We start from the raw sequence: 15,260 nt of genomic DNA on the forward strand, positions 1-15,260 counted from the left end.
AACTTCTACCAATAATCGATACTAGTGTCCCACGTTTTCGGCCATTTTCCTACTCGCGGCGCGCTGCTAGAGCGGCTGATCGGGGTTGATGCGGTAGAGATTGTTCTTGGCAATATATTGCACTACCCCATCCGGAACCAAATACCACACCGGCCGGCTGGCGGCAGCGCGCTCACGGCAATCGGTCGAGGAAATCGCCATCGCGGGGATCTCCACCAACTCTATCCCCTGCCGCGACTCGCGGGGCAGCATTTTGTCGGTCAGCTCGTAGCCCGGGCGCGTCACGCCGACGAACCGGGCCATCTGCAGCATCTTCTCCCAGTCCCGCCAGCTCATGATCGAGCTGAGCGCGTCCGCGCCGGTGATGAAGAACAGCTCGGACTCCGGATAGAACTCCCGCAGGTCCTGGAGCGTGTCGATGGTATAGGTCAGCCCCTCGCGGTCGATGTCCACGCGGGAGACGGTAAACCGCGGGTTGGAGGCGGTAGCCACCACCGTCATCAGGTAGCGGTGCTCGGCAGGGGTTACCTGCCGGTCCTCCTTCTGCCAGGGATGCCCGGTGGGCACGAAGACCACCTGGTCCAGCTGGAAGCGGTGCGCTACCTCGCTCGCGGCCACCAAGTGGCCGTGGTGGATGGGATCGAAGGTCCCTCCCATAATCCCTATTCGGTTGCTCATGGATGGCTAGTATACGTCCCGGCTAGGGGCGGGTGTGGCCGTTGCCCTGCAGCACCCACTTGGTAGAGGTCAACTCCGGCAGGGCCATGGGGCCGCGCGCGTGCAGCTTCTGCGTGGAGATTCCGATCTCCGCCCCCATGCCGTAAACCTCGCCGTCGGTAAAGGCGGTCGAGGCATTGAGCATGACCGCGGCAGCGTCGACCTCGTTGGCAAAGCGCAGCAGGACGTCTGCGTCCTGAGCGGCGATGGCCTCGGTGTGGCCGGTGGAATAGCGGCGGATGTGCTCGATGGCCCCGTCGATACCGTCGACGACCCTGGCGCAGATGTCCATCGACAGGGATTCGTCCGCCCAGTCCTCCTCGCTGGCCTGCACCGCGCCCTCGACGCCGAGTGCGGCCAGCTCCTCGGTGTCGCCGTGGATGGTCACCCCGGCGTCCTGGAGGGCCTGGATGACGCGGAGCTGATCCGCGGCGGGCAGGGCGGCATCCACCAGCACGCATTCAGTGGAGTTGCACACCGAGGTCCGCCGGGTCTTGCCGTTGATGACCATGGCGACGGCCTTGTCCAGGTCCGCGGAGGCGTCGACGTAGAAGTGGCAGTTGCCGGTGCCGGTCTCGATGGTCGGCACGGTAGCGCCCGTGACCACGGCGTTAATCAGTCCGGCACCCCCACGCGGGATGACCAGATCGACCAGGCCACGGGCGGTAATCAGGTCCTGGACCGAGCCGCGGGTCTCACACGGCAACAGCTGGACCCCGGCGCGCGGCAGGCCGGCCGCCTCCAGGGTGGACTGCAGGATCTCCACCAGCTTCTCGTTGGAGTTGCGGGCCGACTTCGAGCCGCGCAGCAGCGGCACGTTGCCGGACTTTAAGGCCAGGCCGAAGGCATCCACGGTGACGTTCGGGCGGGCTTCGTAGACCATGCCCATAACCCCTAGCGGCACGCGGACCTGGCGCATCTGAATGCCGTTGTCCATGGTGCGGCCCTGCACGATCTCCCCCACCGGATCCTGCAGACCGGCCACCTGGTTGAGGCCGTCCGCGATGCCGGCGACGCGGTCAGCGTCCAGGCTCAGGCGGTCGATGAGCGAATCCGACATGCCCGCCCTACGGCCGGCGTCGATGTCCTTCTGGTTGGCCGCGAGGATCTCCTCGGTGGCCGCGCTTAAGTCCTTCGCCGCCTGCCGCAGGATCTCGTTCTTCTGCGGGGTGGTCAGCTGCGCGATCTGCGCGGCGATGTCCTTGGCCGCGCGGGCCTTGGTCAGCACCTCGTCTCGCTCGGCTTGGCGTTCTGGGCTCAGTTCATCCGTAGATTGAGTCATGCGTCCCAGTGTACGTAAACCCCCGCCGCTCATCCCCCGGATTGATGCACTGGGTCACACGTGCGCGCTCGCCTGCGGGCGGTTATCCGCAGCGTTAATAGCCGGCGTCGACGTCGACCTCGGTGGGCAGGCTGCCGTCCTGGGCGAAGGCCCGGGCCACGGTAACGGTGTGGGCGCCGCTGCGTTTTTTGACCGAATAGGGCGGGTTGGCCACGTGTGGGGTGATGACCACCTGCGGCATCTCCCACAGCGGGTGCCCGTCCGGCAGCGGTTCCGGGTCGGTCACGTCTAGGCCGGCGCCGGCGATGCTGCCCTCACGCAGGGCCTTAACCAACGCATCCGTGTCCACGAGGGGACCGCGGCCAACGTTGATGACCACGGCGTGCTCCGGCATCTGCTCCAGGGCGCGGCTGTCCACCACGTGGTGGGTCTCGTCCGTCAGCGGCAGCAGCAGCACGAAGTAGTCCGCCGCCGGCCAGACCTTATCCATTTGCCCGGTCGGGATGGTGCGGTCCGCGCCCGGCACGTGCTTGCCGCTGCGGTTGACCGCGATGATCTCCGGGCCAAACCCGCGCAGCATCTCGATCAGCCGCGCGCCGATGCCGCCGGCGCCGACGATGGCGACCGTCTTGTCCTCAAAGAGGAAGGAGGTGTGCGCCTCCACCTCGTCGCGGTTGTCCCAGGTCGAACCCACGCGGCGGTGGGCGTGCAGCTGCGCGAGCAGCAGGGCGATGGCGGATTCGGCCACGGTCTCATCGTAGAGCCCGGCCGCGTTCGACCAGCGCGTGCCGCAGGTGCGGGTCAGCTCGCGCATCTGCGGCAGCAGCGCGTCCACGCCGGCAAAAGGCAGCTGCACGAAGCCGAGGGACTCCGGCAGGCTCTCCGGCAGATCGTCGGCGCCGCCGGTGAAGAACAGGAAGTCGGCCTGCCCCAGCTGCTCCATGCCCAGCTGGGTGAAACCGGCCTCGTCGAAGGCGGCTTGGGCGGCTTCCCAGCGCTGCGGGTACATCACGTATTTCATGGCTTAATAACCTGCTTCCGGGTTGACTTCGGTGGGCATGCGCTCACCGGCGGCGAAGGCCCGGGCGTTGGCGTCAAAGACCGGGCCCATGTGGAAGCGCGCCACCCGCTGGGAGGCCGCGATGTGCGGGGTCATCGTGCAATTCGGCAGCGCGTAGAGCGGGTGCCCGTCCGGCAGCGGCTCTGGGTCCACGACCTCCAGGCCGGCGCCGGCGATGGTACCGTCTTGCAGCGCCTGCACCAGGTCGTCGGTCACCACCGTGGCCCCGCGGCCGACGTTGACAAAGATGGCGCTAGGCTTCAGGCGGGCGAAGAAAGAGGCATCGATAAGCCCGTTCGTCTCCTGCGTTAGCGGCAGGATGTTCACCACGAAGTCGGCGCGGCCCCAGACCTCACCGGCCTCTTTAAGCGCAAAGGTCTCGTTAGCACCGGCGACCTCGCGGCCGGAATTATTCACGGCGATAACATGCAGGCCGAACGGGGCGAGCAGCTCAATCAGGCGCTTGCCGATGCCGCCCGCGCCCAGCACCACCACCGTCTTTGGCTCGCGGCCGGCCGGGCTGTAGAGCCACGCCTGCTGCTTGTCGAGCTGGCCGGCCACACTCCAGTCCGCGGCCAGCGCAAAGGCCTTGTGCTGGTGGGCCTGGGAGAGCAAAAGGCCCAGCGCGGACTCGGCGACCGGAGTGGCGAAGGCGCCGGCCGAATTCGCCCAGCGCAGCCCGCCTTCGCTAATCAGCCCGGCCTCGATGAGGCCCTCCACCCCTGTGAAGCAGTGCTGGATGAAGCCGATGTTGCCCGGCATATCCGGAATCTTGGCAGGGTTCGGCGTGGTGTTGATATACGCTTCCGCGTCCTCCAGCCGGTCGACGCGCTCGTGGCCAGCGGCGTCGATATCGGCGACCGTCTCTTCCCAAACGTAGGGGCCCATAAAATACTTCATGGGCCCCACGCTACGCGACCGAGCCGCCGGCCGCGCCGCCTTGCGCGTTCTTTTTACCCTCCGTTTTAAAGGCGGGAGGCGTAGTTGGACAGATAGTCCGCGTGGACGACGGCGCGGTGCATCTCCACCGGGAGCTCGTCGGTGTGGCGGCCCATGATCTCGCGCAGGGTGCTGGAGTCGAAGTTGACCTCGCCGCGGCCGATGACCTTGGACTCCGGGCCGACGATGTCGACGATCTCCCCGGCGCGGAACTCGCCATCCACGTCGGTGATGCCGACCGCGAGCAGGGAGTTGCCGCCGCGGGTGACGGCCTCCTCCGCGCCGGCGTCCAGGCGCAGGGTTCCGCCGGAGTCCGCCGAGTACAGCGCCCAGAACTTCCAGGCGGACAGGCGGCGCTCCTCGCGGGTGTGGAAGACCGTACCGACGCGAGAATCCTCCAGGGCCGGGCCGATGTTATCCGCCGAGGTCAGCAGCACCGGTACCCCGCCGCGGGCGGCCAGGCGCGCGGCCGAAACCTTGGAGGCCATGCCGCCGGTGCCCACTTTGCCGCCGTCGCCGGCGGCCACGCCCTTTAGATCCTTGCCGGTGCGGACTTCGTCGACGAACTGGGCGCCCGGCTCCGCCGGGTTGCGGTCGTAGAGCCCGTCCACGTCAGAGAGCAAGAAGAGCGCGTCCGCCGAGGTCAGGTGCGCAACCAGGGCGGAGAGCCGGTCGTTGTCGCCGAACCGCATCTCGGAGGTGGCCACGGTGTCGTTTTCGTTGACGATCGGTACGGCACGCAGGTGGCGCAGGCGCTCGATGGTGCGCTGGGCGTTACGGGCGCGGTCGCGCTTGCCGGCATCGGAAGCCGTCAGTAGGACCTGGCCGACGGTGCGGCCGTAGCGGGCAAAAGACCGCGACCACTCGTAGGCCAGGTGCACCTGGCCTACCGCGGCGGCGGCCTGCTTGGTGGCCAGGTCCGTGGGCCGCTGGGTCAGCCCCAGCGGCTTCATACCCGCGGCTACGGCGCCGGAGGAGACCACGATGACGTCGGAGAACTCCATGCGGGCCTGGATGGCGTCCACGATCCGGTCGATCTTTTCCGGGGCGACGGAGAAATCATCGCCCGTCAGCGAGGAGGAACCGATTTTCACCACCACGCGCTTGGCTTTGGTGATCTCCTCGCGCAGCTGGGACTCGTGCCCCATCGCCAGGGACTCGTCGGCTTGCGGGGCCGGGTCCGGGAAGGGGGTCTCCGGAGCTTGATCCGCATACGGCTCCAGCGGCAGGGGCCGGGAAGGCTGGTCGGAAGAAGTACTGTGATTGTCCGATTGCGCAGTCATGCCCACCGATCATACAAACCTACCGCGCCGGTGTGCAGGCCTTACCTACTTTTGGCCCACCTCTCCCCGCGCGGCCGGCGCCGGCAAGGGGGTTGTCTAGCCCTGCCAGCGGTCGCGGTTGGCGCCCTCGCGGGTGACTTCTTCGTCCTGGCCGTAGTCGTATTCGTCGATGAGCCCGCGGCGGGCCTGGGAGGCGCGCTTGCGCTCGGCGGCAGAAACGCGCGAGGTGCCCTGCAGGCGGGCGTCGTGGCCGCGGCCAGCCAGGGTCGGATCCCCGGCGGTCATCGGCTCCCATTCGAAGGTGATGCCGCCGATGGTCACCGGCGCGCCCTCCACGGCGCCGGCCTTGCGCAGCTGGTCTTCCACGCCGGCCTTGGCCAGGCGGTCGGCCAGGTAGCCCACGGCCTCCTCGTTCTCGAAGTCGGTCTGGGTGATCCAGCGCTCGATCTTGTCGCCCTCGACGATGAAGCCACCCTCGACCTCCGGGTCTTTTTCGACCGTGAACTGGGCGAAGGAACCGCCGGTGCGGGGGCCGACCGCCTTCGGGCGGATGACCGTGTGATTCGGATCCGCCTTCTGCTTCGGCCGCTCGCGGCGGGCCTTATCCACCGCTTCCATCAGGGCGTATTTCAGCGGCTCCAGGCCCTTGCGGGCCACCGCGGAGATAATAAAGACCGGCCAGCCGAACTGCTTTTCCAGATCCTCCTTGACGAATTCCGCCAGCTCGGCTGCCTCCGGGACGTCGGCCTTGTTGAGGACGATAAGCCGAGGGCGGTCGCGCAAATCGCCCAGGCCGGTGTCCTCGTCCAGCACGGATTTGTATTGGGACAGCTCGTTTTCCAGCGCCTCGATGTCAGAGACCGGATCGCGGCCCGGCTCGATACTGGCGGTATCCACGATGTGGACCAGCACTGCGGTGCGCTCGATGTGACGCAAAAAGTCCAGGCCCAAGCCCTTGCCCTGAGACGCCCCCGGGATGAGCCCCGGCACGTCCGCGATGGTGAAGGAGGAATCCCCCATGTCCACCACGCCGAGGTTGGGCTGCAGGGTAGTAAACGGGTAGTCACCGATCTTCGGCTTGGCCGCCGAAAGCACCGAAATCAGCGAGGACTTCCCGGCCGAGGGGAAGCCGACCAGCCCGACATCGGCCATCGACTTAAGCTCCAGAACCAGGTCGTGCGCCTGCCCCGGCTCGCCCTGCAGGGCAAAGCCCGGGGCCTTGCGCTGGGCCGTAGCCAGCGCTGCGTTGCCCAGGCCGCCGTAGCCGCCTTCGGCCGCGATGAAACGCGTACCCGGGACCGTCAGGTCGGCCAGCACGCGGCCCTTGGTGTCCTGGACGACCGTGCCGGCGGGCACCTCCAGCACCAGGTCCTTGCCGCGGGCACCGTTGCGGTTGTCGCCCGCTCCGTTGCCGCCGCGCTCGGCCTTGATGTGCGGGCGATAGTGGAAGTCCATCAGCGTGTGGATCTGGTTGGAAACCTCCAGGACGATGTCCCCGCCGTGTCCGCCGTTGCCGCCGTCCGGGCCGCCGAGGGGCTTGAATTTTTCGCGGTGGACGGACACGCAGCCGTGCCCGCCGTCGCCTGCCTGCAAGTGCAAAACGACGCGGTCAACAAATCGGGCCATGGTGCCTCACCTACAATTCCCCACGTTAAGAACAGATTTTCACTTAAACAGGGAGTCTACCAGCCCGGTGCCTAGGGCCCGGAATGCTCACCTGCTACGCCGTAGGCACCATCGCCGGTCCTCGTCTCCGTTTGGTCGGCCTGCTGCCGACGGCGACGCCGGCGGCGCCACTCCTTGACGGCCACGATGATTAAGACGATCGCGATGATGGCCAGAGCGGCGAGCATCCACCAGCTAAACGACGGCTTCCACGAATAGTCCCCGTCGGTTCCGAGATCCACGCGCTCGGCCTCGACCAGCAGGCGGTCCGAGTTAATCCCGTACGGGGTGCAGGTGACCAGGGTGAGCTTGTCCTTGCCCTCCTCGTAGGTCACCGCCTGCCAGTAGTCCGGCTTGACCACCTTGCGGCCGGTCACCCGGTAATGAAGCTTCTCCCCCATCACCTCGACGGTGGCGATCTCGCCGTCCTTGAGCGTGGGCAGTCGGTCGAACATGGAGGCGTCCACCATGCCGGTGTGGGCGGTGATGACCGCGTTGGTGCCGGCCCCGCCCACGGGCAGGTCGCTGCCGAACATGTGGCCCGCACCCTCGTAAAGCACGTCCGACTGGGTGCCGTGGTAGACCGGCAGGTCCACGTCGATGGCCGCGATGGTGATGCGCCCCATCATACCGTTGGTCTCCGGGGCATTCAGCGTCGACAGGTACTCCTGCCAACCGGGGGATTCGTCCCCCGACGGCAGCGCGTGGTGGCCCTGCTGCGCCAGCCGGGCATTGTAGTCACGCGCTTCCGCCAGGTACTGCTGCGCCTTGTTCGGCGGATCGATCTTTTCCACTGAGCCGCTGTAGTCCTGGGCCTGCTTCTGGATCCGGTAGTCGTTATAAAGGGTCGCTACCACCGGATAGGACAAGATGAGGATACCAACGAGGATCCAGGCCAGGGAGCGCCAACGGCGGACGCGGCTAGGCCGGCCGGCGCGGCCGCCGTAACCACTGCGACCACAACGGCCGTGCCGCGCGGACCGGTCCGGGCTTGCCGCGGTGGCGCCGGCACCCGTGTCAGGATTCGTTAGGTCCGCGATGTCTCCTCCACTCCTCGGTTAGCATCAACCTCAATATCGTCATCTTCCCGGTTGCGCAGATAGCGAATCAAACCGGTTGCCAAGATGAGCAAGCCCAGCAGAAGGAACAAGACCAAGGTCTGACGACCTGTCTCGGGAAGGAGCCACGCCACGGACTCCTTCAAGCGCAACGCTCCGTAAGAGTCAGAATCCGACACCTGAGAACCACCCGCCTTCGCGGTGACCAGTACCGTTCCATCAGGATCCTTCGGGTAAGAATAGTTCTCATCCCGCGGGCTATCAATGACTACATCAAAGGCGCAGGTCGTTTCTTCCTCAGCCTGAAGTACGTCAACCGCACACAATTCGGGCGGGACAGTGCCGTCCTCATCGAGGGTGAACTGTGTCCCATCGTCAGCCCTCACGGTCTTACCTGCCAAACCAGGCTCCTTGATACTGAACGAATCCAGCGGCAAAACACCTGTGTTAGCGATGTCGTAATTAAAGCGCATTACATCAGCTTCATGCCGCAAGAGCGCCAAATCAGCTACCGCGCCCGTCACCGTGCTGAGTGGAGTTCCATCGATACGCTTAGTCACCGCCACACCTGGGACATCATTAATACCGGTCAGGCTCCACGACTGACCCGCGCTGCGTAAGTCACTAGCCTGGGCAACCGGCAAAATATCGAACTCCCACTCCCGGACATAGCTCATTCCTTGCCCGTCAGGGAGTTCGTTGTCAGTGCTGACGGTGACCGCGTTGGCAATCCGATCTCCCGTGTCCCCGAGGCGAATAACCGAGTTCACGCCATCCACTCCGTTGTCAGTCTCCGAAATTGCGCAGGTGCGGTCGATTTCCAGATCCTGGATCGTGTACGACTCTCCTGCCCGCAGACTGAACTCTTGGGAATTACAGGTATCTCGGAAACTAAACACTGCGTCCTCTCCGGCCGCGCCGTTAGCTTCCTTCGTAAACTCGACGTCAACGCGGGCGCGCGGGTGCATTGCTTCACCAGCCACCGTCATGACAGCTTCGCCGCTGGCCGATCTGGCATCTTCGGCCACCGAGAACTCATACGCATAGTTCTTCATCTCCGCAGTGACCTCATCAGGGGACAAACCGCTGAGCCTGCTGGAGGGGTTACTCTCATCGGCGCGCGCACCGATCCAACGGCCAAACTGCATGAACGGAGTACGCTGCCCCTGCGTGACCTCCAGCTCAGGCCGCGCCTGCAAGGCTGCCGAATTGGCAGCACTAATCTCACACGTGCTACCCGCCGGCAGATCGATGCGTTTGCGCCCTGAGTTCGGGACCGCGCTTGCCGAAACCGAGTCCACCGCGTTCGTTTCCTGCTTACTGAAATCTACTGTCCGGGTGGTTTGCGCCGGATCATCACAGGTTAGCTGGTAAGTATATTCTTTATCCCCCAGCCCCTCGAGGTAGCCCGTGTGAATGGCCACGACGTCTACCGGAACCATACGCCGCTCGTATTTATTCACGAAGGAGAACTCAACCGGGTTATCGGCGTTGCCTTCAACACGCTGTCGGACGACCTCGGGCTCCGCGGTGTGCTCGAGCTCCGCCGGAGTGCCCTCAACGCGTGCCTCGCGGAAGGTACACCACGCACCCGCCGGCACGTTCGTCACTTCCGACTCATAGGTGCGGGTGTGCGTGCCGTCGCCGTTGTCCTGACTGTCAGAGAAGTCGGCCAGCGAAAGCGTATCCTTCAGGCGATCATCACCCTGCCCAATGCTGGAGTACGCGTAGCCCACACCCTTGCACTGGTACTGGAAACCAAAAGTGGGCTGGTTCTGCTCCAACAGGTCGAAGCCTGCCTTCGTTGCCGTAATTTTCTTGGTCATCTTAAGCGGCGAATCAACGAAGGAATAGTAGTTGGTCAGGTTGATGATGGTTCCCGGGGTCTCACCAGAATTATCCTCCACGTCGAAGTATTGCGAGGTAGTCTCGCCGTCCTCCAAATCGGTATCCGTGAAGGTGCTGCCGTCGTTGCGATCCACCAACCAATCCACCTTGTGGGGCTGCAGATGGGTCTCCAACGGGGCGTCGGTCTCATCGGTCCCCGTCAAATACAGCTTCCCGAACCGGTCGCCGGTGATCTGGCAGTCCGCCCCCACTGGCACGCCACGGAACGTCGTCGTTCCTGGGCCTTGGATCTCCGAGATAAACGTGTCCAGCAATTCGCCGTCCGCGTCATCACCCGTTTCCGGATCACGGCATTCCATGACGAATTCGTGAGTATGGAAAGCGTCTCGGCCACCTGCCGCGCCGATGATATCGAAAGGTGCGTTGGCGATCTTGTTCAACTGGACGTCTGCTACCCGACGGGTATAGGTATTGGTGAATTCGACAGGTGTCCTCTCCTCGTTCACCGTGAAAGCGACAGCCCGTTCTTTCGTGATTCCACCGGCAGATGCTTCTTGGTCCACGTCGATGCCTTCGGCTGTCGTTGTCTCCCCCTCTGTCGCCGTACATTTCGACCCGAGGGGAACCCCACCAAAGACCCATGGCTCACCTACGGAACTTACCTTGCCTGAGAAGGTCTGCCCCGCCGTACCAGTCGGCAAGGTACACAGCACCTGCACGTCGAATTGACGGTTGCGCTTGACGTCCTTGCGTGCCTCCGAGATGAGGTGCGCGGTGGCAGGGTCAAAGGCCACTGTCTTGGTAACGTTCATCTCCGTATTCACAAAACTGTAGCCATGCTCGACGGTCACCACGGAGTTAGCCCCCACTGTGAAAGAAGAGTCATCGATCTGGGCTCCGTCGTCGAATGAATCCAGCGTTGCTAGCCCGGTGCCAGGATCAATAGACCGCACTCGGCTGTCACGATCGATCCTATAGTCTTCAGAATCCTGATTCTGCCGGGTCAAGTCGTCTCGGCTGGTCTCTCGCAGCACGCATGTACTTCCCTCAGGTACCGACGACGCTGGGATTATGTGAGTAGGGCTCTCCTCGCTGAGCGTGAACCGGGATTCCTCAGCGGATAGCGGCAACTCTAGGCCATCATTTGTGCACTGAAGCTCATAATCAACCGGTTGAGAAAGCTCCGCGATCCCTACCGTGGTCTGCGACACGGTAACGCCCTCTCCGGCAGCGTCGAAGGTGTTAGTAACTTCAATGTCCTCTTGATCTGCGTCGATGTCGTGGGAGATGGTGGCAGCATCCGTGCTCCACAAAACTCCCGAGGCGGACAACTCCGGCTGGTGTTCGCTAAAGGTACAGGTGTTCCCATAGGGCACACCGAGGTAACCATCCTGATCATTGACCAAGGAATCCAAGGTATCATCGCCGGTGCTGGCCTTAAGCAGGGAGGATTGCCCTGCTCCTAGGTTTGCGGAGCCAGTGAGCTGCACGTCACGAATAGTGCCATCCGGCATCTCCACTGAGCGCGAACCGCACTTAAAAGCCAGCTCATAGGTATCCGGTAGCCCAGAGCGAATTCCGTTGTCCTCCACCAGTTTCGTGAGGTTTACCTGCCCCAATTTGTTGACGTAATGGTTCACCACAACCACACGGTTTTGCCGATCGTCCTTCGACGAGGAGACTGTCAGTACCGGTGTTGTTTTAGCGGCTTCGTTAGATAACTCGGTCACCTCGTCGTTGGGATCTCCAGACCGAACCACAGTCTTATCCAGGTCGACTTTAGCGTCGCTTGGGGTATTTGCCTCCCAGACTCGGCACTCCGATCCTACTCGCACCCCAGAAATCTTGGCAGTTTCTTGATCACTAGTGCGGATGTTCAACGAGCCCGTGTTGGTCGCGGTCGGATCATCGCGCCACGTGCACCGGTATTCCACCGGGAAGCTCTCGTTGGTTACCAAACCAGCTGCTGGTCCCGTGACCTGCTTAATAACGGCGACATCGCGGGTCTGGAAGGAATACCGGGCTTCGATCTGCGCAGTAGCCGTCGTGGGTGTTTCTCCGTCAGAATAATCCGGCAGCTTAATCGGATAGCTTCCGTCGCCACGGGCTTCGACCTCGGTGCCATCCACGTCAACCGTGCGCCCGTCGAACTTGATTTGTTTGCTTTCTTCAGAGCTCAGTCCGCTCAAGGGAGTCAGCAAGCACTCGCGCTCGACAGGCACCCCTGCGAACGTGGCGCTTCCATCGAGTCCGTCTCCGGTTCCGGTGGCAGGAAGGTCAACGATTTGTGAATAGGGCGTGCCCTCGCAACGTAGCTGGAACCGGTAGTTACGGTTTCCTCCAAATAAATCCACGGGCTCGCCCGCTATGTGTTTATTGATTTTCAGCGTTCCCTCGCGGTACGTGAAATTGTTGGTGGCAGTCACAGAATTACCGCCTGCACCCAACGTCACGACTGTTTCTGGCAGAGCGCCACCAGTGGATTTACCATTGTTCCATGACAAGGTGAGTTCCGTGCCGGGGGCAGTTGGACTGGTACCGTCGGGGAATTCTTCCTTTACCGTGCAGGTGGCTCCCTGCGGCAGTCCTTCCACGGTGTAGGACTGACCGTTCGCAACAGTGTTCTTTCCAGCTAATTGAACACTCGGGTATGCGTCAGCGTAGCCAGCCGGTGCGGTGCAGTTGTGGGATAAGGTAAAACGCGCATTCAACTGCTCGGAGAACTCCGCTGCGGTCCCCTCCACTTTCTTGTCGATGGTCAGCGGAGTCGTTGCGAAGCGGGGCTGCCAGTCCACCGCACAGCTGACTGGCTCAGAATACGGGTTGTCCATCAGCAGCTCGCTGTATCCGCCCGCCGAGTCATTGTTCAAAGTAAAACCGCTAGGTACCTTTCCTTCGGTAATGGTGAACCGATTGCTAGTGGTCTGACACGTCCACGTTGGTATGTAGCGAGCTAGCGCACGTTGGGCACCCGCGCCGCTGGCGGTCGATTTAAAGACCATCCGGTCAGCCGCCCGCGAACCATTGCGATCCGTTGGTTGGGGATCAGCCGGGGCCATATTCCGGATAACCTGCGTGCGCACACCAGCGCCCTGCCACGGTACTGTAGTGTCTTGCCCGTTGTAACGGGTGGCCATCGAAAAGTCGAATTTCGTAGACTCACCGGTGATCTGTTTTTCATCGGTGGTGTTAGAGGAGACACCACCCCCCATCTGTGCAAAGCTCAGGGCAAGGGCAAAGCCTTGGTAGCGGCGCTCAGAAAAACTGGAGATCTCCAGCGTTCCTGGGCTGTCGCTACCTGCCAGATAGCCTCCGCCACGGCCAGGCGTCGTGATGCCTCCATTTTCAATGCAAGCAAAATCTTTTTCTTTCCGATCGCCTTGCGCCCAGTAGTATTCCGTGGCTCCCGGCCCGAAAATGTTACTCCGCTCCGTGTCCTTAGCACAGGCTGGGATGAAGTTTATCCCATCTGACGAGGAGTTACTCGGCGTAAGCCGAGTGTAGGGTTCCACGGTTTTACCCTTTAGGGGCGCATCCACCCACAGGGACTCAGCGTAAATCTGGGGTGTTGTCGACTCACCCTCCGCATACACAATGCGGTAATTAGGAACAACCGCACCTGTAGCTTTGTCTCGCACTGTAATGTCGGTGAGACGGTACCTAAACTGGTTTCTTGGCGCACCACCGCCCATTGTGTGCCGCAAAATTGGTTTGGTCGAATCATTCGCATAAGGAGTGAAGGCATAGTTGCCGAAGACGCTCTCGGCTAGCCCGTCGCGGAAAATGGCAGCCTGCCCTTCACGCCCGTTGACGAGGGACGCATTAAACGTCAACGTATAGCGGCCGAGGTCGCGGGTAAAAGCCTTTGGAGTGCTGGTGAGATTTTCAAAACCCTGCAGATCAATCCAGCACAATTGTCCCGCGTAGGGTTTAGCCGCAGCTAAGCCCGGCTGCCTAAGGCCGCACTGACCAAATTGGGTGCCATCTGTTGTCCAGTTTCGGTCAGTTTGCGCTTGGGCAGAAGGTACCGTCTGTTCTTCCCATGGCGTTCCAGGAACGGCCATGAGCGCTGCCAAGACCACGACAGACATGACTGCCGCGGAAATACGTTGCAAGTAACTAGGCGATTTCTTCATTATTGCTCACTACTGTTGCTACTAGATTGGAGAAAATCTTTCCGAGAATCCTCATCAGCTCTCCGGCGACGCAGGAGAATTATCCCGGCTAAGGTAAGGCATAACCCCGCTAGAACTAGCCCAAGGATGCTAGCACCGGTCGAGGCTAAGATACCGCGGGGCGTGCTCCTCTGTTGACCAGGTTCCGCGCCATCCACGTTGTTGTCGGCCTGGTCACGATCGCTCGGGCTCGGTTCCTCACCTGGCTTTTGCCCTGCGGTGGACGTGGTGTTGAAGTCGTCCTCCTCACGCGGTGGCACCGGCTCAGTAGTGGATGCGGAATCAATGACTACTGTCACCAATGGAGACAGGACGCGATCATGTGCGGTCTTTCCGTCGAACGCCACCACCGCGCGGTTCAGGACTCGTGCGCCGTCGTCAAGATCGGAGCGCAGGATGCCGTGGAGCTGCACTTCCATACGCGTCTCGGGGTGCCCTGCACGCGCCTGCGCTACTGTGTCTAAACCAGCATCGGTGAGTTCAAAGCTTAAGACCCGCCCGGAGCTGGAATCCACGTAGTGCCTTCCGGGCTCTAATCTCATTGCCTTACCCAACGAACGGACAGTGACTGCATCCACCTCACCCGAAGCGAAAGCGTCGTCCAGCTGGTCAGAGAACTCATAGCGGTACAGCTTTCCGTGGGCGTCCACGTCCGGGACGTTCGATTCCACTCGGTATGTCACTCTTTGACCGGGACGGGCAGCCGCCACCTGAGATTCCTTGTTAACAAAGAGGGGTTGGGTCTTGCCGCGGACCAGCTTCCGTTCACCGGACCTGACAAGGACCAGCGCGGGGCTCGTGGTAGAAGGCCGGTCTTCCCCAACAAAGGACGGTAGTTCAACCAGTTGATAAACACCCGGTTGGATGCCCAAGAATACGGCGAGGCCATCGTTACCAGTCGTCGCTGTGTAGACAGCACCGCGCGACGTACCGGGTGGCTCAGTCAACAACCGAGGATTGCTTCGCGCCAAGGTACTCAACTCGTCTTCATCGTTTGCGGTGATATCAGGCAGGCTTGTCAATTGAAAGGTTGCGCCAGGAACGGGAGGTTCCCCCTCCTTTCCCACCCCATCAGTCTTAGCCACTACCAGGCTCGGGAGCTCCTGTGCCCGCGCATCAGTCTGGGTCCCTACGAGACCGAACACCGCACACAGAAATACCAACAGAACACAACCAGGGAGGGCCATATGCCCTCGCACCGATGCAATCGACATCCCTACTCCTAGCTATTGT

9 protein-coding genes are annotated in these 15,260 nt (G+C 62.4%); all 9 read right to left on the reverse strand.

Annotation, left to right across the window (positions count from 1 at the left end; translation table 11 throughout):
* Positions 1 to 66: 66 nt before the first annotated feature.
* Complete coding sequence (nadD, locus tag HMPREF3067_RS07180; protein ID WP_083319196.1) at positions 67 to 678, reverse strand: nicotinate-nucleotide adenylyltransferase; 612 nt, start codon at positions 676 to 678, stop codon at positions 67 to 69.
* Positions 679 to 700: 22 nt separating this feature from the next.
* Positions 701 to 1,999 (reverse strand): glutamate-5-semialdehyde dehydrogenase, encoded by a 1,299-nt coding sequence (locus HMPREF3067_RS07185; protein WP_070769049.1) that lies wholly within the window; start codon positions 1,997 to 1,999, stop codon positions 701 to 703.
* A 94-nt stretch (positions 2,000 to 2,093) separates the two neighbouring features.
* On the reverse strand, positions 2,094 to 3,020 hold the full coding sequence (locus HMPREF3067_RS07190) for a D-isomer specific 2-hydroxyacid dehydrogenase family protein (protein WP_070769050.1): 927 nt from the start codon (positions 3,018 to 3,020) through the stop codon (positions 2,094 to 2,096).
* A 3-nt stretch (positions 3,021 to 3,023) separates the two neighbouring features.
* On the reverse strand, positions 3,024 to 3,959 hold the full coding sequence (locus tag HMPREF3067_RS07195; protein WP_070769051.1) for a D-isomer specific 2-hydroxyacid dehydrogenase family protein: 936 nt from the start codon (positions 3,957 to 3,959) through the stop codon (positions 3,024 to 3,026).
* A 65-nt stretch (positions 3,960 to 4,024) separates the two neighbouring features.
* Complete coding sequence (gene proB / locus HMPREF3067_RS07200) at positions 4,025 to 5,281, reverse strand: glutamate 5-kinase (protein WP_070769052.1); 1,257 nt, start codon at positions 5,279 to 5,281, stop codon at positions 4,025 to 4,027.
* 96 nt (positions 5,282 to 5,377) lie between these two features.
* Complete coding sequence (gene obgE, locus HMPREF3067_RS07205) at positions 5,378 to 6,907, reverse strand: GTPase ObgE (protein WP_070769053.1); 1,530 nt, start codon at positions 6,905 to 6,907, stop codon at positions 5,378 to 5,380.
* A gap of 71 nt (positions 6,908 to 6,978) precedes the next feature.
* Positions 6,979 to 7,986, reverse strand: coding sequence for a class C sortase (locus tag HMPREF3067_RS07210; protein WP_083319197.1), 1,008 nt, complete (start codon positions 7,984 to 7,986; stop codon positions 6,979 to 6,981).
* Positions 7,974 to 13,988 carry a DUF5979 domain-containing protein gene (locus HMPREF3067_RS07215; RefSeq protein ID WP_141759357.1) on the reverse strand — a complete coding sequence of 2,005 codons (6,015 nt, stop codon included), beginning with the start codon at positions 13,986 to 13,988 and terminating at the stop codon, positions 7,974 to 7,976. Before HMPREF3067_RS07215 ends, HMPREF3067_RS07210 begins: the two co-directional genes overlap by 13 nt.
* A complete protein-coding gene (locus HMPREF3067_RS11650) occupies positions 13,988 to 15,241 on the reverse strand; it encodes an isopeptide-forming domain-containing fimbrial protein (RefSeq protein WP_141759358.1) in 1,254 nt (417 codons plus the stop codon). The genes HMPREF3067_RS07215 and HMPREF3067_RS11650 overlap by 1 nt, the downstream gene beginning before the upstream one ends.
* Positions 15,242 to 15,260: the final 19 nt, after the last annotated feature.

Source organism: Corynebacterium sp. HMSC04H06 (assembly GCF_001815935.1).
In the GTDB taxonomy this organism is placed as follows: Bacteria; Actinomycetota; Actinomycetes; order Mycobacteriales; family Mycobacteriaceae; genus Corynebacterium.

Coding starts and splice junctions, on each gene's coding strand:
- HMPREF3067_RS07215 (WP_141759357.1), bottom strand. CDS start 13,988: ATGAAGAAATCGCCTAGTTACTTGCAACGTATTTCCGCGGCAGTCATG.
- proB (WP_070769052.1), bottom strand. CDS start 5,281: ATGACTGCGCAATCGGACAATCACAGTACTTCTTCCGACCAGCCTTCC.
- HMPREF3067_RS07185 (WP_070769049.1), bottom strand. CDS start 1,999: ATGACTCAATCTACGGATGAACTGAGCCCAGAACGCCAAGCCGAGCGA.
- HMPREF3067_RS11650 (WP_141759358.1), bottom strand. CDS start 15,241: ATGTCGATTGCATCGGTGCGAGGGCATATGGCCCTCCCTGGTTGTGTT.
- HMPREF3067_RS07195 (WP_070769051.1), bottom strand. CDS start 3,959: ATGAAGTATTTTATGGGCCCCTACGTTTGGGAAGAGACGGTCGCCGAT.
- nadD (WP_083319196.1), bottom strand. CDS start 678: ATGAGCAACCGAATAGGGATTATGGGAGGGACCTTCGATCCCATCCAC.
- HMPREF3067_RS07190 (WP_070769050.1), bottom strand. CDS start 3,020: ATGAAATACGTGATGTACCCGCAGCGCTGGGAAGCCGCCCAAGCCGCC.
- obgE (WP_070769053.1), bottom strand. CDS start 6,907: ATGGCCCGATTTGTTGACCGCGTCGTTTTGCACTTGCAGGCAGGCGAC.